We start from the raw sequence: 14,561 nt of genomic DNA, 5'->3' as shown, positions 1-14,561 counted from the left end.
CTGCAAGCGCTGCCTAGAACCCGTTTTCAATGCGCTCGAAAATGACGTTGGTGAAGGCCGAGATCTGGCTGCCGATGAACGGACCGGTCAGCGCCACGACCAGCATGATGGCGACGATCTTGGGCACGAAGGTCAGGGTGATTTCCTGGATCTGGGTCAGGGCCTGGATCAGGGCAATGCCGATGCCGACCACCATGGCGACCAGCACCACCGGCGCGGAAGCAACAAGCACCGTCCATACCGCGTACTGGACGATGTCGAGTGCGTCGGCCTCGTTCATGTGAGCGCGCCTCTATGGAACTGTCTAGCTGGCCGGCTTTATCGAAACGCCCGCGCCGACCGGCACTTCGGTGCCGTTCTGCAACACGGCGATCACGCCGTTGCTTGCAAGCTTGACCGAGGCCACGACGCCGGTCGTCTTGCCGTCGGCCGAGGTGATCGAGCGGCCGATCAAGGCATCGGCCTGCGACAGCGCCGAGGACTGCATGATCTGGTCGAGCTTGGTGTTGGTCTGCACCGATTGCTCTACCTGCGAGAAGGTGGCGAGCTGGGCGACATACTGCGTCGAATCCATCGGTTTCGTCGGATCCTGGTTCTTCATCTCGGCGATCAACAGCTTCAGGAACGACTGGTAGTCGACCGCTGTCTTCGACGTCTGCTGGGTGCCCTGGTTGGCGCCCGTGGGGATCGTCGTCGTCATGTCCACATTCATCAGTATTGTGCTCCCACGGCCAGCGGGCGCTTCGCACCCTGAACATCGTCATTGCCGCCAAGTGCGCGGCGTTCGAGCGGATAAAGCGCACGGATAGCCTTCAGCGCTTCATAGATATGGTCCTCGCCGACCATGCGGTCGATCTGCTTCAGCGCGCCACTGATCTGCTCATCCTCGAAGCTTGCCAAAAGCAAGGGCAGCGAGCGGCGGAACATGGCGCGCGCCTCGATGGCGCCGGCCGGGTTCATCAGCATCACCTGCAGGATGAAATAGAGCTGCTTGAGCGGCGTCGAGGCATCGTCGGCCTGGATGACATGGTTCTCGAGCAGGAACTGTACGTCGTTCATCAGCTCGACGGTGACCTTGCGGTCGACGCGGATGACGGCGCCGTTGATGTAGATCTTCTCGTTCGGCTTCAGCGATATCTTCAGCGTGTTGGTCATTGAATGCCGTCCCGGATGATCTGGGACACTTCGATCAGCCCTTCGAAATTGTCGGTGCGGCCCTGGCGGATGTCCTCGGCCTCGCGCAGCAGCCACAGGCCGATGGAGATGAGGTTGGCGCGCAGTTCCTTGGGCAGGACATTGTCGCTGGAACCGAGATCCTCGACGAAGGTGGTCCAGACCCGGTTGGTGAAGTGCAGCGCTTCGACCGCCTCCATCGAGGTGTGGCCGACCGCCGCCGCCGCCGCCAGCATTTCGATCGAGCGGGTCAAAAGCTGCCGCTCGCGATCTTTCGCATCGGCAACGGAGTCGGTCTGGATGTCGGCGTAGGAGAATTGGTACATCGTTTGGCTCTACCGTTGCGGTTGAGATTGTCAGGTCAGGTAGTTCAGCAGGCTCATCTGCTGCAGGCGCGCGGTCAGCGCGAAGGACGTCTCGATATGCTGCGTCAGATCCGCGACGCGGGTGGCTGCCTCGGCGGGGTCGACGCCTTCCAGATCAAGGATATGGCGCTCGAACAGGTCGACCTGCGTCTTCATGCGGTCGCTGGCGTCGGAGACCCGCTTCTCGGCAAGGCCGGTCTCGGCCTGCAGTTGCCCTAGCCCGCCCAGCGCCTCGCCGACCATCGCCTGGGCGCGGCCGACAACGGTGGTCTTCGCCGCCTGGCTGATATTGCCGGACAGCAGGCCGGTGATCAGGGCGGAAGCCATGGCGAGCTTGCGGATGCTGTCGTCATTGGCGCTGGCCGAGGTTTGGGTGGTTTCGCCCAGCGAAATGCGGCTGACGATCTGCTGGTCGGTGGCGTTCGACCAGTTGGCCTGCCAGCCGGAGCCCATGAACTGCGGCAAGACATTGCTGGTGATGAAGCCGTCCATCTGGGCGGCGGTGATGTTGGCAGCGAGCGGATCGGCCTGCGTGAAGCCGAAATACGACGAGAAGGAAGCGTCGAACGCCGCCTTGGCCGGCGAGCCCGCGGCGGTGAAATCGTCGATCGGCTTGACGTCGGTGTTGGTGCCGGCAAACAGATATTCGCCGTTGACGCTGGCGTTGAGGATAGAGGTCATCTGCTGCACGGCGGCCTTGCCGGCTTGCTGCGTGATGGTGCTCGAGGAATTGCCGGCGGCGGTCAGCGCGGTCAGCAAATTCTGCGCAGTGTCGGAAAGCTGGCCAAGCGCAGCCTGCGTCGAGGACAGCCGCGCGGTGACCAGCGAATTGGAATCGATGATGACGTTCAACCGGTCGAGGTCGCGCGAGAAGGTGACCGCCTGCGAGGTGCGCGCGCCGAGCGCCAGACCGACATCGGCGACGGTGCCGGTCGTCGATTCCTTGGTGGCTTTGACCAGTTCGGCCTGCATGCGCATCTGCTGATAGCGCGCGGCGTTGGAGAGGGCGGCTGATGAGACGGATGTGGCTTTCATGGCTTATCCTACGGCATCGAGCAGGGCCGACAGCATGTCGTCGACGGTTTTCATCATGCGCGCCGAGGCCTGATAGGTGTGTTCGAGGTCGAGCAGCAGCGACATCTCCTGGTCGACATTGACGCCGGTGTCGTTGGACAGCGCCTCGGCGGTGCGCGATGCCAGCGCTTCCTTGGCGTCGGCGTTGCTCGAGGCCTGCTGGCGCTGGCCTTCGAACCAGCCAATGGCATTGGCGGCGTAGTCGGACACGCTGGACGTGACGGTGATGCCGGCCGCAGCGTCGAAAGGCATCGGCTTGTCGAGCTTGTCGCCATAGCCGATCAAGAGCTGCGAATAGGAGGCGTTGCCGGCAGTGTTGGCGATATAGGCCGCACCATTGGCGCCGCCGTCGCGCAGCAGCACCGGATTGCCGCCGACGCTCGAGTCCATTGCGGCGTTGACCTTGATCGAGCCGGCAAGCCCGTCGATCAGCGTGCCGGCGGCCGGAATGGCGGGCGCACCCGACCAGGTGAACAGGCCGGTTCGGTCGGGCTGCGAAGGTGCTGTTTCGGCAAAGGCGGTGATGAGGCCGCGCGCCACTTCGTCGAGCTGGCTCTGCATCGTCGCCGCGACGCCGTCGCGCAAGGTGATGAGCCCGGCGAGCTTGCCGTCGGCGCTGGTGTTGCCGCCAGCCCCGGCGCTGACCGGCACATTGTCGATGTAGATGGTGTTGCCTGGTGTGCCGGCCGTGTAGCCCGCCGACGGGGTGAAACTTACCGAGCGCGGAATGGTCTCGAACAGTGTCGTGCCATCCTTGGTGGTGATGACCATGTCGTTGTCGCCACGCGTGAAGGTCGACACCGGCACATAGTCCGCGATCTTCTTCAGCAAAGCGTCGCGCTGGTCGAGCGCGTCGGATGCGTCGGTACCCGAACGGGTTGCGGAGATGACCGCCTTGTTGGCGTCCTGGAACTGACTAAGCAGCGAGTTGAGATCGTTAACCGCCGTTGATATCTCGCCATCGGCCTGGGTGCGGAAATCCTGGATCGCGTTGGTGCCGTCGTTCAGAGCGCGCACCACCTGCTGGGCCGCGTCGATGACGCTGGAGCCGAGGTTCTGGTTGGATGGCGTAGCGGCGTAAAGCTGCAGCGCGTTCTGCAGCTTGCCGATCGCGGTCGAGGCAGAGGAGGCGTTGTCGACGCCGTTGACGGCAACGGCGAGGCGGTCAATTCCGCTGTAAAGCGTGCTCTGGCCGCTCCATGCCGATTGCGCGCTAAGGTTCTGGCGAAACAGCAGGGCGTTGGTGGCGCGCTGGATCTCGACCGAGCGGGAGCCGGGCGCGCTGCTGACGACGACCGCCGTGCGGCGGGCATAGTCGGGGTTGCTGGCGTCGGCAATATTGCGGGAAAGGACGCTGGTCTGCTTCGATGTGGTCTGAAGCGACTGTTGGGCTATGGTCAATGCGGAAGTCAGCGACATGCGGGTCTTTCACGAGGCCAGTGGGGAGGGGATGACGTCTCTGCCCTGTCGGCGGCGTCGGCGTTCGGAAACCTGCAATTCCAGACCACCCCGGCCGGTTTGCCGGTGTGGCCTTGAATTCGAAATCCGCGCACCGCGCTGCTCTGGTTTGGGTTCATTCCCCTGGCGCCCGTCGTTTATCTCTTCAGGTTGACAAGGACATCCATGAGGTCGGAACCGGTCTGGAACACTTTCGAGTTAGCGGTGTAGCTGCGCTGCGCCGCGATCATGTTGGTCAATTCCTCGGCGATATCGACGTTGGAATTTTCCAACGCGCCGGAGATGATGCTGCCGAGCTTGCCTTCATTGGCGAAGCCGATGCGCACGGTGCCGGAGTCGGTGGACTGCGCATAGACATTGCCAGGCAGTGCGGTGAGGTTGTCGGCGCTCTGGACGTCGGCCAGTGGGATCTTGAACAGCGGCTTGGTCGAGCCGTCCTGATACTGGGCGTAAATGACTCCGTCCTCGCCGATCTGGATCTTTTCGATCGTGCTGGGCGCGTTGCCGTTGACCTTGGCTTCGGAGACCGTGAAGCCGGTGCCGAGCTGAGTCAGCTTGGACAAATCGAGGTCGAGCGACGCACCGCCCGGTACGGGGATCGTTATGCTGTCGACCGCGCCGGTTAGCTTGCCGGTGGTGGTGTCGAAGGTCAGGTTGGCCGTGGCCAGCGCGCCGCCCGTATAGGGGAAGGATGTGCCCGGCGTCGCCTGGGACTGGTCGAACACAGAGACCGACCAGGCGCCGGTGCCGGTGTTGGTGAAATAGACGTCGAGCAGCTTCTTGTTGCCGAGATTGTCGTAGGTGACCATCGAGGACTTCGACGTGTATTCGGCGGTCGGGCTGTTGGTGGAAGGCAGCGGACCGGCGGGCGGCGTGGCGCCAGCCGGCAGATTGGCGTTGAAATTGCCTGTGGTGCTGGGCGTCGCCGTCATTTCCTGGTCGGAGATCTGGACCGGAACCAGCCCTTCGAAGCCGTTGGCGGTGGCTGCCGGCGTGCCGTTGGCGTAGCTGTATGCCATCAGCTGGTAGCCGGCGGCGTTGACCAGCCTGCCCTGAGCGTCGGGAACGAATGCGCCGGCGCGGGTGAGGAAAGGCGTTCCGCTGGGGTCCTGGACGACGAAGAAACCGTTGCCGTTGACCGCAAGGTCGGAAACCGAGGTCGTGTACTGCAGCACGCCCTGGGCGCTGATGGCCGAGCGGATGGTGGTGTTGACGCCGCCGGAATTATAGGCGCCGCCGACCTGCGGCATGATCAGCGTCGAAAACTCGGCCGAGGATCGCTTGTAGCCGGTGGTGTCGGAATTGGCGATGTTGTCGGCTGTCGCCGACAGGCGGTTGGCCTGGGCGTTCATGCCGGAAACGCCGGTCCGCATCATTCCGTAAAGGCTCATCGAAACGTCTCCTCAATGCCCAAGATCGTTGGGCCTATGTCTGTGGTCGCGAGGATATAATTTTTGTCTTGCGCGAGGCTGGCGCAGACCGGCATCAGAACACCAGCCGGTAGCCGAGGAAGCGCTTGGAATCTATCGGGTCCTGGCCGAGCTTTTCGCGCAGCTTCTTGCGCAATTTGGAGATGTGGCTCTCGACGACGTTCTCCTCGACCTCTTCGTCGAAGATGCCGTAGATGGCGTTGAAGACCTGGGTCTTGGTGACGCGGCGTCCGCGGTTGCTCGCCAGATATTCGAGGATGCGGCGTTCGCGGCGCGGCAGAGGCAACGGCTGGCCATCGATCTCGGGATCGCGGCCGTCCATGAAGATGCGCATGGCGCCGATCTCGGTATAGCTGACGTCCTCATGGGCGCGGCGGCGGATGGCGGTGATGCGGGCCAGGATCTCCCGGATATGGACCGGCTTGCGGATGACGTCGTCGACACCGCTCTCGAACAGCCGCAGCGTATTTTCAAGCGAGTGCTGTTCGCTGAGCGCGATAACCGGAGCGCCGGTGCGGTCGCGGATCTGGCGTGGCGAGATGGCGCCTTCGCGGCAGTCGCCGATGAGGAAGGCTCGGACCGATCGCAAATCCGTGTCGGCGGCCGATGTCACCCACTCGCCGAATTCACCGGACGCGAAGCCTGCACAGGCGACGCCCTCACGATCGAAAAGTGAATTATAGCCTTCAGTTACGAGCTCACGCTCGTCAACGATTACAATCATCGGCCCCGCCTCCGAATCAGATCATCTGCCCCGTGGGAAGAGCCGTAACCGGTGCCGGGAATCCTGAACAACCATCATTTCTTGTAGCTATTTTCTTGGGAGTTATTTCGAGTTTCGAAATAACCGCAATCAGGAGGTTGTATCGTTGGTTGCCGAACGGGTGACGTGGCACGTCACCCGCCGGGCGTGGATTTGCAGCCGTTCGCAAGAGATGATTCACCTAATGGTTGCAGAAGTTGCGGGCGTTCGGGGTCCATTTGCCGAAGCCGGTGGCGACCATATTGGCGATGACGCGGCAGACATAGAATTTCTGCGCGGGGTCATTGTCGGGGCCGGCGTGGTAGCGGGCGACGGCCATCGACCAGCTGACATGACGCGCATGCAGGCTGGCCAGGAAGCGCGCGGCATAGTCGACATTCTGGCGCGGGTCCAGCATGTCGTCGACGCTGCGGAAATGCGCGGCGTGATAGTGATGGTTGATCTGCATGCAGCCGAGATCGATGAGTGTCTTGCCCTCGCGCCGGGCTGCTTCGAAGGCGGCCAGGGCCTCGGTGCGGTTCCTTGGAAATACCGCTTTCCCCTCTATATTCAACGCATTAGGCTGCAGGCTTCCCTTCTTGCCGGTCTCGGTCAGTCCGACCGCATAGAGGATGCCGGCCGGCACGCCATAGCGATCGGCGGCACGCAAAATCTCGGGCTCGCAAGGGTTGGTGGCGGCGGTGGCCGGCTTGGTGGCGAGGCTAGATAAACATATCGTCGCCAGCACGCTCGCGAGCAGGCGCGCCAGCGCGGCCGAATTCCTGGGCATCGTCATTGCGGTTTCTTCCCGACTGGTGGCCGCCCGAACCCGTATTGTTGCCGCTCGAGTTTCCGGGCTGAAAAGCGGACTGGTCGCGGCCTTGCGGCATTGGATGCGAGTTCGCTGCATCGCTGCGGGCCGCTGCGTGGATCGCTATCGAGGGTTGCAGGATGGTCACCTTGTCGACATCGAAGCCGAGCCCGCGCAACGACTTCACGATGGCGTCGCTGTCGGTGGCGAGACGGCGGTAAGCCTCATGGGTTTCGGGCTTCAATTCTATCGAAAGTTGTTCTCCGGAAAGCCTGAGACTGGCGGTGACCATGCCGAGCTCTGCCGGGTGAAGCTCGATCTTCAATATATGTGTCGGAACGGCAACAGAACCGGCCGTCTGGGCGGTCGTCGACGGCGTCGAAACCGCTTGCCGCAGGCCGTTATCCGAAGCCAGCGCGTCGATAAGCGCCGAAGTCGTTTGGTTTATCGGACTATGCGCCGGCGCGGGGAAGCTCTGTTCGGCGACAATGTCGACGCGCGCAGCGAATGGCGGCTGTTTTCCCTGTGTGGACGATGCCGCGGAATGGGCTCCATCGACGGACTTCGCCGACGGCGCGGACCGTTTTGCCGCGGGTGCCGAAACGTCGCTTGCCGTCTGGTCCGCCGGTAGAGGAGGCGTCGGACCATCCTGGTGCGGCAGTTTGCCGGACTGGAGCCCGATCGCGGGCAGCTTTTGCCCCTGATCCTGTGCGGAAACGCTGGTACCGGGCTTGGCCCGTTCCGATCGCGTCGTCGTGTCGAGTCTGTTGTCAATGCCGGACGCTGCGCGGTGTCTCTTCAGAGGCGACGTCTGTGCAGAAATGGCCTCGCCAGCGGGCGCCGGTTGCCCAGTCTGTCCATTCGTCGCGATGCCGTTCCCGCTTGTCCGGACCATTGAGAAATGCCTGATATCGTGCAACGCCAGCACCAGTGGCAAATGATCCTGCAGCGATCCTGCATCCGCGTCTCGTCCGGCCACCTCAGCGTCCTTGGATGGTTTGTCCGGGCCACTATCGGCATGTTCTTTTGCGGCCTTGCCGGCAGCGGATTTCGTCCCCGTTTTGCCAGACTGGGTGTGTGGGATTTCGCTTTTGCCGGGACCGGCAGGGCCGCGTTTGGCCCAATGCGGCTCGTGCGATGCGGCCTCAATTGCTCCCTGGCCTATCGGTGTCGGCGCATCGTCGTCGCCGCGCACCATGTCGCCGAAGCTTTTGTCGCCGCCCTTGGCGTTTGAGGCCGACTGCTTCGATCCGGCGTGCGCGGGAGCCGGCAGGGCCTGGCCAACATTGGTGGTCATTTCGGGGCTGCTCCAAGCATCTGGTCGATCAAATCGAGCTGGCGACGCGTCCTCGCCATGGCGGCGTCGGTGGGATCGGTAGGCTCTACTGCGGCGGGGGCCGGCACCGATGCCGGCACGACCGGAGCCGCATCGCTGGCCGAGGCGACTGCAGGCGTTTCCGCCGCCTTTGCCTCTGGCGTGCTTGGTGCCTGCGCGGCCGGTTCACTTGCCGCCTTCGGTCGGTCGGTTGCTGCCGGTTCACTCGATGTTGTGACGGCTGGCTGTTCCGGCATCGCGCCTTCGACCGGCGGCAGCTCTGGCTCGTCGGGTCTTTCCACGGCCGCGGTCTTGACCGGCTCCTGCCTGGCCGCGGCAGGTGCGGGCTTTTCGGCAGGCAGCGGCGCCGGCGGGGCGATGACTTCACCCGCCACGGCCTGCGCGGCATCGAGCAGGTCGCGGTCGCTTTGCGAAAGCTGGTTGCGATCGATCTTGTCCAGCTTGGCGCGGACCTCGCCGATGGTGCCGGACGTTACCGTGGACAGGCTGGAATAGAGCTGGGCGCGCGGATCGTCCTGATTGTGGATGCCGTCGCGGCCCCGTTCAGCCCTGGCCGAGGCAAAGGCGGAGAGATCGGCAAAGCCGTCGATCGCGGCGCGGCGGGCGATGCGCAGATAGATCACCTTCTCGCGTTCTGGATCCATCATTGCGGTGATGTCGGCGAGCTTGTCCTGGCTGATCGCCATGTGCAGCGTGATGACGCCGGAGACGAAGGCGTCGGCGAACTGGCTGGCATAGGGCGAATAGAGGTAGTCTTCGACGTATTGGGTTGAGGCAAGCGCGAAACGCGCACCGTCGCCTTGCGCGGCGGCGATGCCGACCGAGCGGCGCAGTGCTGCTTCCTCGACCAGCGTGCCGGGGCTGAGCAGGCGAGCATCGTCGAGCAGCGCAAGCGCGCTGACCGGTTGCTCGGTGGCGAGAAGCGAGCCCTTGACCAGCGCCAGAAAGGCACCGAGATCGGGGGGCAGGGTCATCGGATCGATCGGCTTCAGCGCCTCGATCGCAGCCGCCTGCCGGCCGTTCAGATAATCGACAATGCCCTTGGCGATGGTCAGGCTTTGCGGGTCGGTCTTGGCGCGCGACACCGCCGCCTCGACGGTGACGGGGTTGCCGCCACTCATGCCATAGACCAGCAAGGCGCGAAAATTCTTCGGGTCGCTGAAATCATCTGCGTCCGCCGCGCGCAGCCTTGTGTCGGCCATTTCGAGCAGCTTGGCCTGCATCGGCAGCGCGGCGTGATCGCCGGCGGCGATGCGGTCCTGCACAAGCTGCAGCGAGCGCACCAGCTGATAGGGCTGCAAGCCGTCCTCGGCGAAGGCCGATGGCGGATGGACAGCGCTCAGCAGCAGCAGCCCGACGGCGCGGCCGATGATGGCGGCGCGCCTCATCCGTCGGTCGCCATCAGGATTTCGATGCGGCGGTTCGCGGCCGCCATCGGGTCGGCTGCAATTTTCGGCTCGCGATCGGCGAAGCCGGCGACCTCGGTGATGCGGCGCTCGTCGACGCCGCCGCGCACCAGCATGTAATAGGCGGAATGGGCGCGCGCCGTGGACAGCCGCCAATTGTCGTAAGTGTCGCTGCGGAACGGCCGCGCGTCGGTGTGGCCGTTGATGCTGATCGTGCCTTTCTGCTCGTTGACGATGCGGCCGATCTTTTCCATCGCCAGCACCAGTTCACGCCTAGGCACCGCCGATCCGATCTCGAACATGCCGAAATCGAACTGGTCCGTGATCGAAATGACGACACCCTTGTCGGTGGCTTCGACGGAGACGCCATTATGCAATTTGTCGCCTGGCTTGAAGGCCTCGGCCAGTTCCTGCTTGACCTGCGCCGCGGCTCTAACAGTGGCGGCCGTCGGCGCTTTTTCCGCGGCTTCGGGTTTGGGTGCGGGTTGTGCTTCGGCGGCTTCGGCCTTTGCAATTTCGGCCTTCGCTGCTTCAGCCTTGGCCTCTGCTTTGGCTTCAGCCTTGGTCAGCGGCTTATCGGAAACGGATTTCGCCAGCGGCTCGAGCGGCGCCGCGGCCACTGGCGGCGCGGCCGGCACGGCCTTCACCTCCGCCACTTGCGTCTGTGCCGCCTTGTCACCCGGCTTCAGCGGATCGCCTTCGATCTTGGTGCGTTCGGCGGTGGCTTCGGCGCCTGGTGCAGCCACCTGCTGCGACCAGAAATCCGGCGCGAACGGGTCGCGGTAGGATTGGCCACCGGATGCGCCGGTAGCCGGGCCGGACGCCTGCGCGCCGCCATCGCCCTTCTCGCTGACATTTTGCATGACGCCGGTGTCGGTGGCGATTTCCGACAGCACCGCATAGGGATCGGCAAACAGATGCTCGTCGGAAAGATCGGTCTTCGGCGCCGATTCCTTCGATTGCTTCTTGTCGGAAGTACCGGCGCCGCCGACGCCGTCCTGTCCGGCCTTGCTGGTCTTGTCCCGCGGGTCGTCCGCCGTCAGCCCGACCTTGCTCGGGCCATCGCCGAGGTCTTCGAGGCCCTTGCGGCTGGCGTTGCGATCGACCAGCTTGACCGGATTGAAGTAGCTGGCGACGGCTGCCTTGGTCTGCTCGTTGGCGGCGTTGATCAGCCACATGACGAGGAAGAAGCACATCATGGCAGTCATGAAATCGGCAAAGGCGATCTTCCAGACGCCGCCATGGTGGGCGTCGTCGTGGTCGTCGTGGTTGCGCCGCACGATGATGATCTCATGCCTGGCGTCTGCGGCCTCGACAACGCTCATGACGTCCACTCGTTCGTAAGAGGGCCCTCGCTCATGACAGGGCCTCCGACAAGGCGGCCGACCATTCGGCAATGCGGGTTTCGAACACCGCCTCGTCAATGGCGACGGTAAGGTCGAAGCCGGGCGCCTCGACGAAATCGAGATTGGCCGCGCGTGGGCCGAGCGAAGCCTTCAGCGTCTCGAACAATGACAGCGGTCCGCGCACGGCGATGCGCACCGCCTCGCTGTCGCCGACGGCTTCGCGGATCGTGCCGGCAAGGGTTTCCAGCGAACGCTTCTGCAGATCGTCGCTGACAAGGCCGCCAATGATGCGCGCAATGGTGGCGCCGACGAGGTCGCTGACCTTGGCCTCCATGATCTCGATACGGGCAGTGACGACCGCGCCGAGATCGCCGCCGAAACTTTCTAGAAAGGCCTTTGCTTCATCGGCGTTGGCCTGTCTCTGCGCCTCGAGCGCTGCCTGGTGGGCGATGGCAAGGCGGGCTTCAAGGGCGGCTTCGGCATCGATGACCGCTTCGGCGATCAGCGCGCCGATGTCGGCCTGCGGCGCCGACGTCTCCGGCCTTGGCTCGGCCATGGCGGCGAGCGAGGGCTGGCCGGCACGCTGGCTGCGTGCGCCGAAATCCGGCAAAAGGTCGAAAAGCGCTGCCGAGGCCATGGTCTATACCGCTGCTTCCTGGGCCGCCCATTTGCGCAGGATCTGCGCGGTGCGCTCCTCATTGATGTCGACCATGCGGGCAAGCCGCTCCTGCGGCGCCGGCCTGATCTTCTGACGAAGATCGTCGAGTGGAGTCGGGCCTGGGCGGCTGCCGGGCAAGGCAGCCGGCGCCTGTTCGGCGCTGGCGGCTTCGGGTGTCGGCAGTGAACGCTGGACGTCGTCGAAGCTCCGACCGGCAAGTGCCGGCGTCGGCCGCGCGCTCAGCGCGGTGGCCATCGGCCTCAGGCCGAAGAAGGCGACCAGGAACACCACGACGATGAAAGCGCCGGCGTTGATCATCGTACCGGCATGGGTTCCGATCGACGCCATTATGCCCGGCTGTTCGACCGCCTCGCCGTCGAGCCCGTCGATGAACTCGACGGCCGAGACATCGATGATGTCGCCGCGCTTGTCGTCGAAGCCAGTGGCCGAAGCCACCATCTTCTGGATGTCGGCAACGCGCTTGGCGATCTGCTCGGGCGTTGCGTCCTTGCCGAGGATGGTCATCAGCCGCTGCTGATTGACGACGACGGCGATCGACATCTTGGTGACGGAATAGCCGTTCGAGACTGTGGCGATCTTCTTGGAGTTGATCTCGTAATTGGTGATCTCCTCCTTGCGATCATTCTCCGATGACGTCTGCGGACCATCGGTGCTGGTCGCCTGGGTCTCGGGCAGGTTCTGCTCGACGGTGGCCGGGGTCGAGGCCTGCCTCTGATTGCTGTTTTCGTTGGCGCGCACCGACTGCACGGAACGCTCCACGCGTGACTCCGGATCGAAGATCGTCTCTTCGGTCTGGCGGGTGTCGGTGTTGACATCGGCCTTGACGCTGGCGCGGAAATTGTCGGGGCCGAGATAAGGCGTCAGCGCGCGGCGGATGTTGTCGCCGATCTGCGCCTCGACGGTCTGCTCGACGCCGAGCGTGCGGGCAGCACTTGTGTTGGAGGGATCGTCGCCGGCGGCGAGAAGGTTGCCGTTGGAATCGAGCACGGTAACCTTGTCGGCCGACAGGCCCGGCACGGCGGCGGCGACGAGATGGCGGATCGACATGGCGCTCTTTTCGGCGTCGATGCCGGAATAGCGGATGACCACCGAGGCGGAGGGTTGCTGTTCGTCGCGGCGGAAATTGGCGCGCTCGGACATGACGATGTGAACGCGGGCGGCCTTGATGCCGGATATCGACTGGATGGTGCGGGCGATCTCGCCTTCCAGCGCGCGCACGCGGGTGATCTGCTGCATGAAGGAGGTCAGGCCAAGAGAACCGACATTGTCGAACAGTTCGTAGCCGGCATTGGCGCTGGTCGGCAGGCCCTTTTCGGCGAGCAGCATGCGCGCCTGCGCGGTGGTGCCGGCCGGCACCAGCACGGAGGTGCCGTCGGAGCCGACGTCGAAGCCGATGCCGGCTTCGCCGAGCACCAGGCCGATCTGGTTCACGTCGGAGCGATCGAGCCCGACATAGAGCGTCTCATAGGCCGGGCGGTTGAGATAGACCGAGCCGATGCCGATGACGGCCATCACCAATGCGGCAATGCCGGCCAGCATGGCAAGGCGCCTGACGCCAAATGCCCTGAGATTCGAGATGATGCTCTGGATCTGTTGCGGCACGATTCAAGCGCTCCCAGCATGATATTCCGTGGGAACACTAGACCGCGAAGCTTGTGCGAAGATGATAGAGCATGTCGCCCGGAAGTGTGCAGCGGTTCCGGGTCAACGACATGCGTCAAAACACACCCATACAGGAAAGGGCCGCGCTGTTGGCGCGGCCTATTCAAGGAAGAGAAAGCCGGGTCAGGCTTACTGCTTGAACAGCGCCAGGATCGACTGCGAGTTGCCGTTGGCGATCGACAGCGACTGGATGCCGAGCTGCTGCTGGACCTGGAGGGCCTGCAGCCGCGTGGATTCCTTGTTCATGTCGGCGTCGACCAGCGCGCCGACGCCCTTGTCGATGGAGTCCGAGAGGTTCGACAGGAAGCTCTTCTGGGTGTCGATGCGCGACTTGGCGGCGCCGAGATAGGCGGCACCCGTGGACAGCTTGGCAAGCGCCGTTTCAACGGCGCCGAGTGCGGTGTCGATGGCCGCCGGGAGGACCTGGGTGGTGCTGGGATCGAAGAAGGTCGTCGCCAGCAGAGCGCCGACGATGCCGCCAGTGCCAGGAAGATCGAGAACCTGCGTGTCGGCCGCCTTGACGTCGATGGTGTCGATGGCGACGGTCGTGCCGGTGCGGTTATAGGACGCGACGATCTTCAGGTCGGAGGTCGCAGCAGCGTCGTTCTGCAGCAGGTTCGAGCCGGCATAGGAGGCGTTGGTGACCGACGACTTGATCTGGTCCTGGATGGCCTTGATTTCGGTCGCGATCTTCTGCTGGTCGTCCTTGCTGGCGCTGCGTGCAGTGACCAGCTTGGCCTTGATCAGGTCGACCTGGTCCTTGATGTCGGTGATGGCGGTGTAGGCGGTATCGACCTTGCCGGCGCCGAGGCCAAGCGCGTCCTGAACGGCCGAAAGCGCCTTGTTGTCGGACTTCATCGTGGTGGCGATCGACCAGTAGGCGGCGTTGTCGCTGGCGGTGGCGACGCGGTAGCCGGTCGAAATGCGTGACTGGGTGGTTTCAAGCTGCTTGTTGGTGTTGTTCAGGCTCTGCAGCGCGGTCAGAGCCGAAGCGTTCGTCATGATGCTAGCCAAGATATTTACCCCTTTTCAAACACTGGCGTGTCCCGAACACGCCGGATCAACTTCATCAAGGGGGT

15 protein-coding genes are annotated in these 14,561 nt (G+C 63.8%); all 15 read right to left on the bottom strand.

All coding sequences use genetic code 11. From position 1 onward, the window contains the following. Positions 1–13: 13 nt before the first annotated feature. A complete protein-coding gene (gene fliQ, locus X757_RS161535) occupies positions 14–280 on the bottom strand; it encodes a flagellar biosynthesis protein FliQ (protein WP_023671896.1) in 267 nt (88 codons plus the stop codon). A 24-nt stretch (positions 281–304) separates the two neighbouring features. Next, positions 305–712: a flagellar hook assembly protein FlgD gene (gene flgD / locus X757_RS161540; RefSeq protein WP_023671895.1), complete on the bottom strand. Its 408-nt coding sequence runs from the start codon at positions 710–712 to the stop codon at positions 305–307. Continuing rightward, positions 712–1,155: a flagellar biosynthesis repressor FlbT gene (gene flbT, locus X757_RS161545; RefSeq protein ID WP_023683290.1), complete on the bottom strand. Its 444-nt coding sequence runs from the start codon at positions 1,153–1,155 to the stop codon at positions 712–714. The genes flgD and flbT overlap by 1 nt, the downstream gene beginning before the upstream one ends. Then, the gene (gene flaF / locus X757_RS161550; protein ID WP_023671893.1) at positions 1,152–1,499 is read right to left on the bottom strand and encodes a flagellar biosynthesis regulator FlaF; all 348 of its coding nucleotides are present in this window, start codon (positions 1,497–1,499) and stop codon (positions 1,152–1,154) included. Before flaF ends, flbT begins: the two co-directional genes overlap by 4 nt. A gap of 30 nt (positions 1,500–1,529) precedes the next feature. Beyond that, positions 1,530–2,573 carry a flagellar hook-associated family protein gene (locus tag X757_RS161555; RefSeq protein ID WP_023671892.1) on the bottom strand — a complete coding sequence of 348 codons (1,044 nt, stop codon included), beginning with the start codon at positions 2,571–2,573 and terminating at the stop codon, positions 1,530–1,532. 3 nt (positions 2,574–2,576) lie between these two features. After that, entirely contained in the window at positions 2,577–4,031 is a 1,455-nt protein-coding gene (gene flgK / locus X757_RS161560; protein WP_023725158.1) for a flagellar hook-associated protein FlgK, read from the bottom strand. Positions 4,032–4,207: 176 nt separating this feature from the next. Continuing rightward, positions 4,208–5,461, bottom strand: coding sequence for a flagellar hook protein FlgE (locus tag X757_RS161565; protein ID WP_023671890.1), 1,254 nt, complete (start codon positions 5,459–5,461; stop codon positions 4,208–4,210). A 94-nt stretch (positions 5,462–5,555) separates the two neighbouring features. Further along, positions 5,556–6,224 (bottom strand): response regulator transcription factor, encoded by a 669-nt coding sequence (locus X757_RS161570; RefSeq protein WP_023683295.1) that lies wholly within the window; start codon positions 6,222–6,224, stop codon positions 5,556–5,558. Between the two features lie 220 nt (positions 6,225–6,444). Further along, a complete protein-coding gene (locus tag X757_RS161575) occupies positions 6,445–7,032 on the bottom strand; it encodes a transglycosylase SLT domain-containing protein (RefSeq protein ID WP_373432824.1) in 588 nt (195 codons plus the stop codon). Then, complete coding sequence (locus X757_RS161580; protein WP_023725157.1) at positions 6,965–8,350, bottom strand: flagellar hook-length control protein FliK; 1,386 nt, start codon at positions 8,348–8,350, stop codon at positions 6,965–6,967. The genes X757_RS161575 and X757_RS161580 overlap by 68 nt, the downstream gene beginning before the upstream one ends. Beyond that, the gene (locus tag X757_RS161585; protein ID WP_023725156.1) at positions 8,347–9,777 is read right to left on the bottom strand and encodes a chemotaxis protein; all 1,431 of its coding nucleotides are present in this window, start codon (positions 9,775–9,777) and stop codon (positions 8,347–8,349) included. The genes X757_RS161580 and X757_RS161585 overlap by 4 nt, the downstream gene beginning before the upstream one ends. Beyond that, positions 9,774–11,120 (bottom strand): MotB family protein, encoded by a 1,347-nt coding sequence (locus X757_RS161590; protein WP_023686352.1) that lies wholly within the window; start codon positions 11,118–11,120, stop codon positions 9,774–9,776. The genes X757_RS161585 and X757_RS161590 overlap by 4 nt, the downstream gene beginning before the upstream one ends. Positions 11,121–11,151: 31 nt before the next feature. Continuing rightward, the gene (locus X757_RS161595; RefSeq protein WP_023686351.1) at positions 11,152–11,778 is read right to left on the bottom strand and encodes a hypothetical protein; all 627 of its coding nucleotides are present in this window, start codon (positions 11,776–11,778) and stop codon (positions 11,152–11,154) included. A gap of 3 nt (positions 11,779–11,781) precedes the next feature. Further along, the gene (gene fliF, locus X757_RS161600; protein ID WP_023725155.1) at positions 11,782–13,422 is read right to left on the bottom strand and encodes a flagellar basal-body MS-ring/collar protein FliF; all 1,641 of its coding nucleotides are present in this window, start codon (positions 13,420–13,422) and stop codon (positions 11,782–11,784) included. A 189-nt stretch (positions 13,423–13,611) separates the two neighbouring features. Then, positions 13,612–14,496, bottom strand: a complete 885-nt coding sequence (locus X757_RS161605; protein ID WP_023683302.1) for a flagellin — start codon at positions 14,494–14,496, stop codon at positions 13,612–13,614. Positions 14,497–14,561: the final 65 nt, after the last annotated feature.

This window comes from Mesorhizobium sp. LSHC412B00 (assembly GCF_000503035.1).
Taxonomy (GTDB): Bacteria; Pseudomonadota; Alphaproteobacteria; order Rhizobiales; family Rhizobiaceae; genus Mesorhizobium.
The sequence above is the reverse complement of the archived record's forward strand: the minus strand, read 5'-3'. Positions and strand labels throughout refer to the sequence as shown.

Coding starts and splice junctions, on each gene's coding strand:
- fliQ (WP_023671896.1), bottom strand. CDS start 280: ATGAACGAGGCCGACGCACTCGACATCGTCCAGTACGCGGTATGGACG.
- flgD (WP_023671895.1), bottom strand. CDS start 712: ATGAATGTGGACATGACGACGACGATCCCCACGGGCGCCAACCAGGGC.
- flbT (WP_023683290.1), bottom strand. CDS start 1,155: ATGACCAACACGCTGAAGATATCGCTGAAGCCGAACGAGAAGATCTAC.
- flaF (WP_023671893.1), bottom strand. CDS start 1,499: ATGTACCAATTCTCCTACGCCGACATCCAGACCGACTCCGTTGCCGAT.
- X757_RS161555 (WP_023671892.1), bottom strand. CDS start 2,573: ATGAAAGCCACATCCGTCTCATCAGCCGCCCTCTCCAACGCCGCGCGC.
- flgK (WP_023725158.1), bottom strand. CDS start 4,031: ATGTCGCTGACTTCCGCATTGACCATAGCCCAACAGTCGCTTCAGACC.
- X757_RS161565 (WP_023671890.1), bottom strand. CDS start 5,461: ATGAGCCTTTACGGAATGATGCGGACCGGCGTTTCCGGCATGAACGCC.
- X757_RS161570 (WP_023683295.1), bottom strand. CDS start 6,224: ATGATTGTAATCGTTGACGAGCGTGAGCTCGTAACTGAAGGCTATAAT.
- X757_RS161575 (WP_373432824.1), bottom strand. CDS start 7,032: ATGCCCAGGAATTCGGCCGCGCTGGCGCGCCTGCTCGCGAGCGTGCTG.
- X757_RS161580 (WP_023725157.1), bottom strand. CDS start 8,350: ATGACCACCAATGTTGGCCAGGCCCTGCCGGCTCCCGCGCACGCCGGA.
- X757_RS161585 (WP_023725156.1), bottom strand. CDS start 9,777: ATGAGGCGCGCCGCCATCATCGGCCGCGCCGTCGGGCTGCTGCTGCTG.
- X757_RS161590 (WP_023686352.1), bottom strand. CDS start 11,120: ATGAGCGTTGTCGAGGCCGCAGACGCCAGGCATGAGATCATCATCGTG.
- X757_RS161595 (WP_023686351.1), bottom strand. CDS start 11,778: ATGGCCTCGGCAGCGCTTTTCGACCTTTTGCCGGATTTCGGCGCACGC.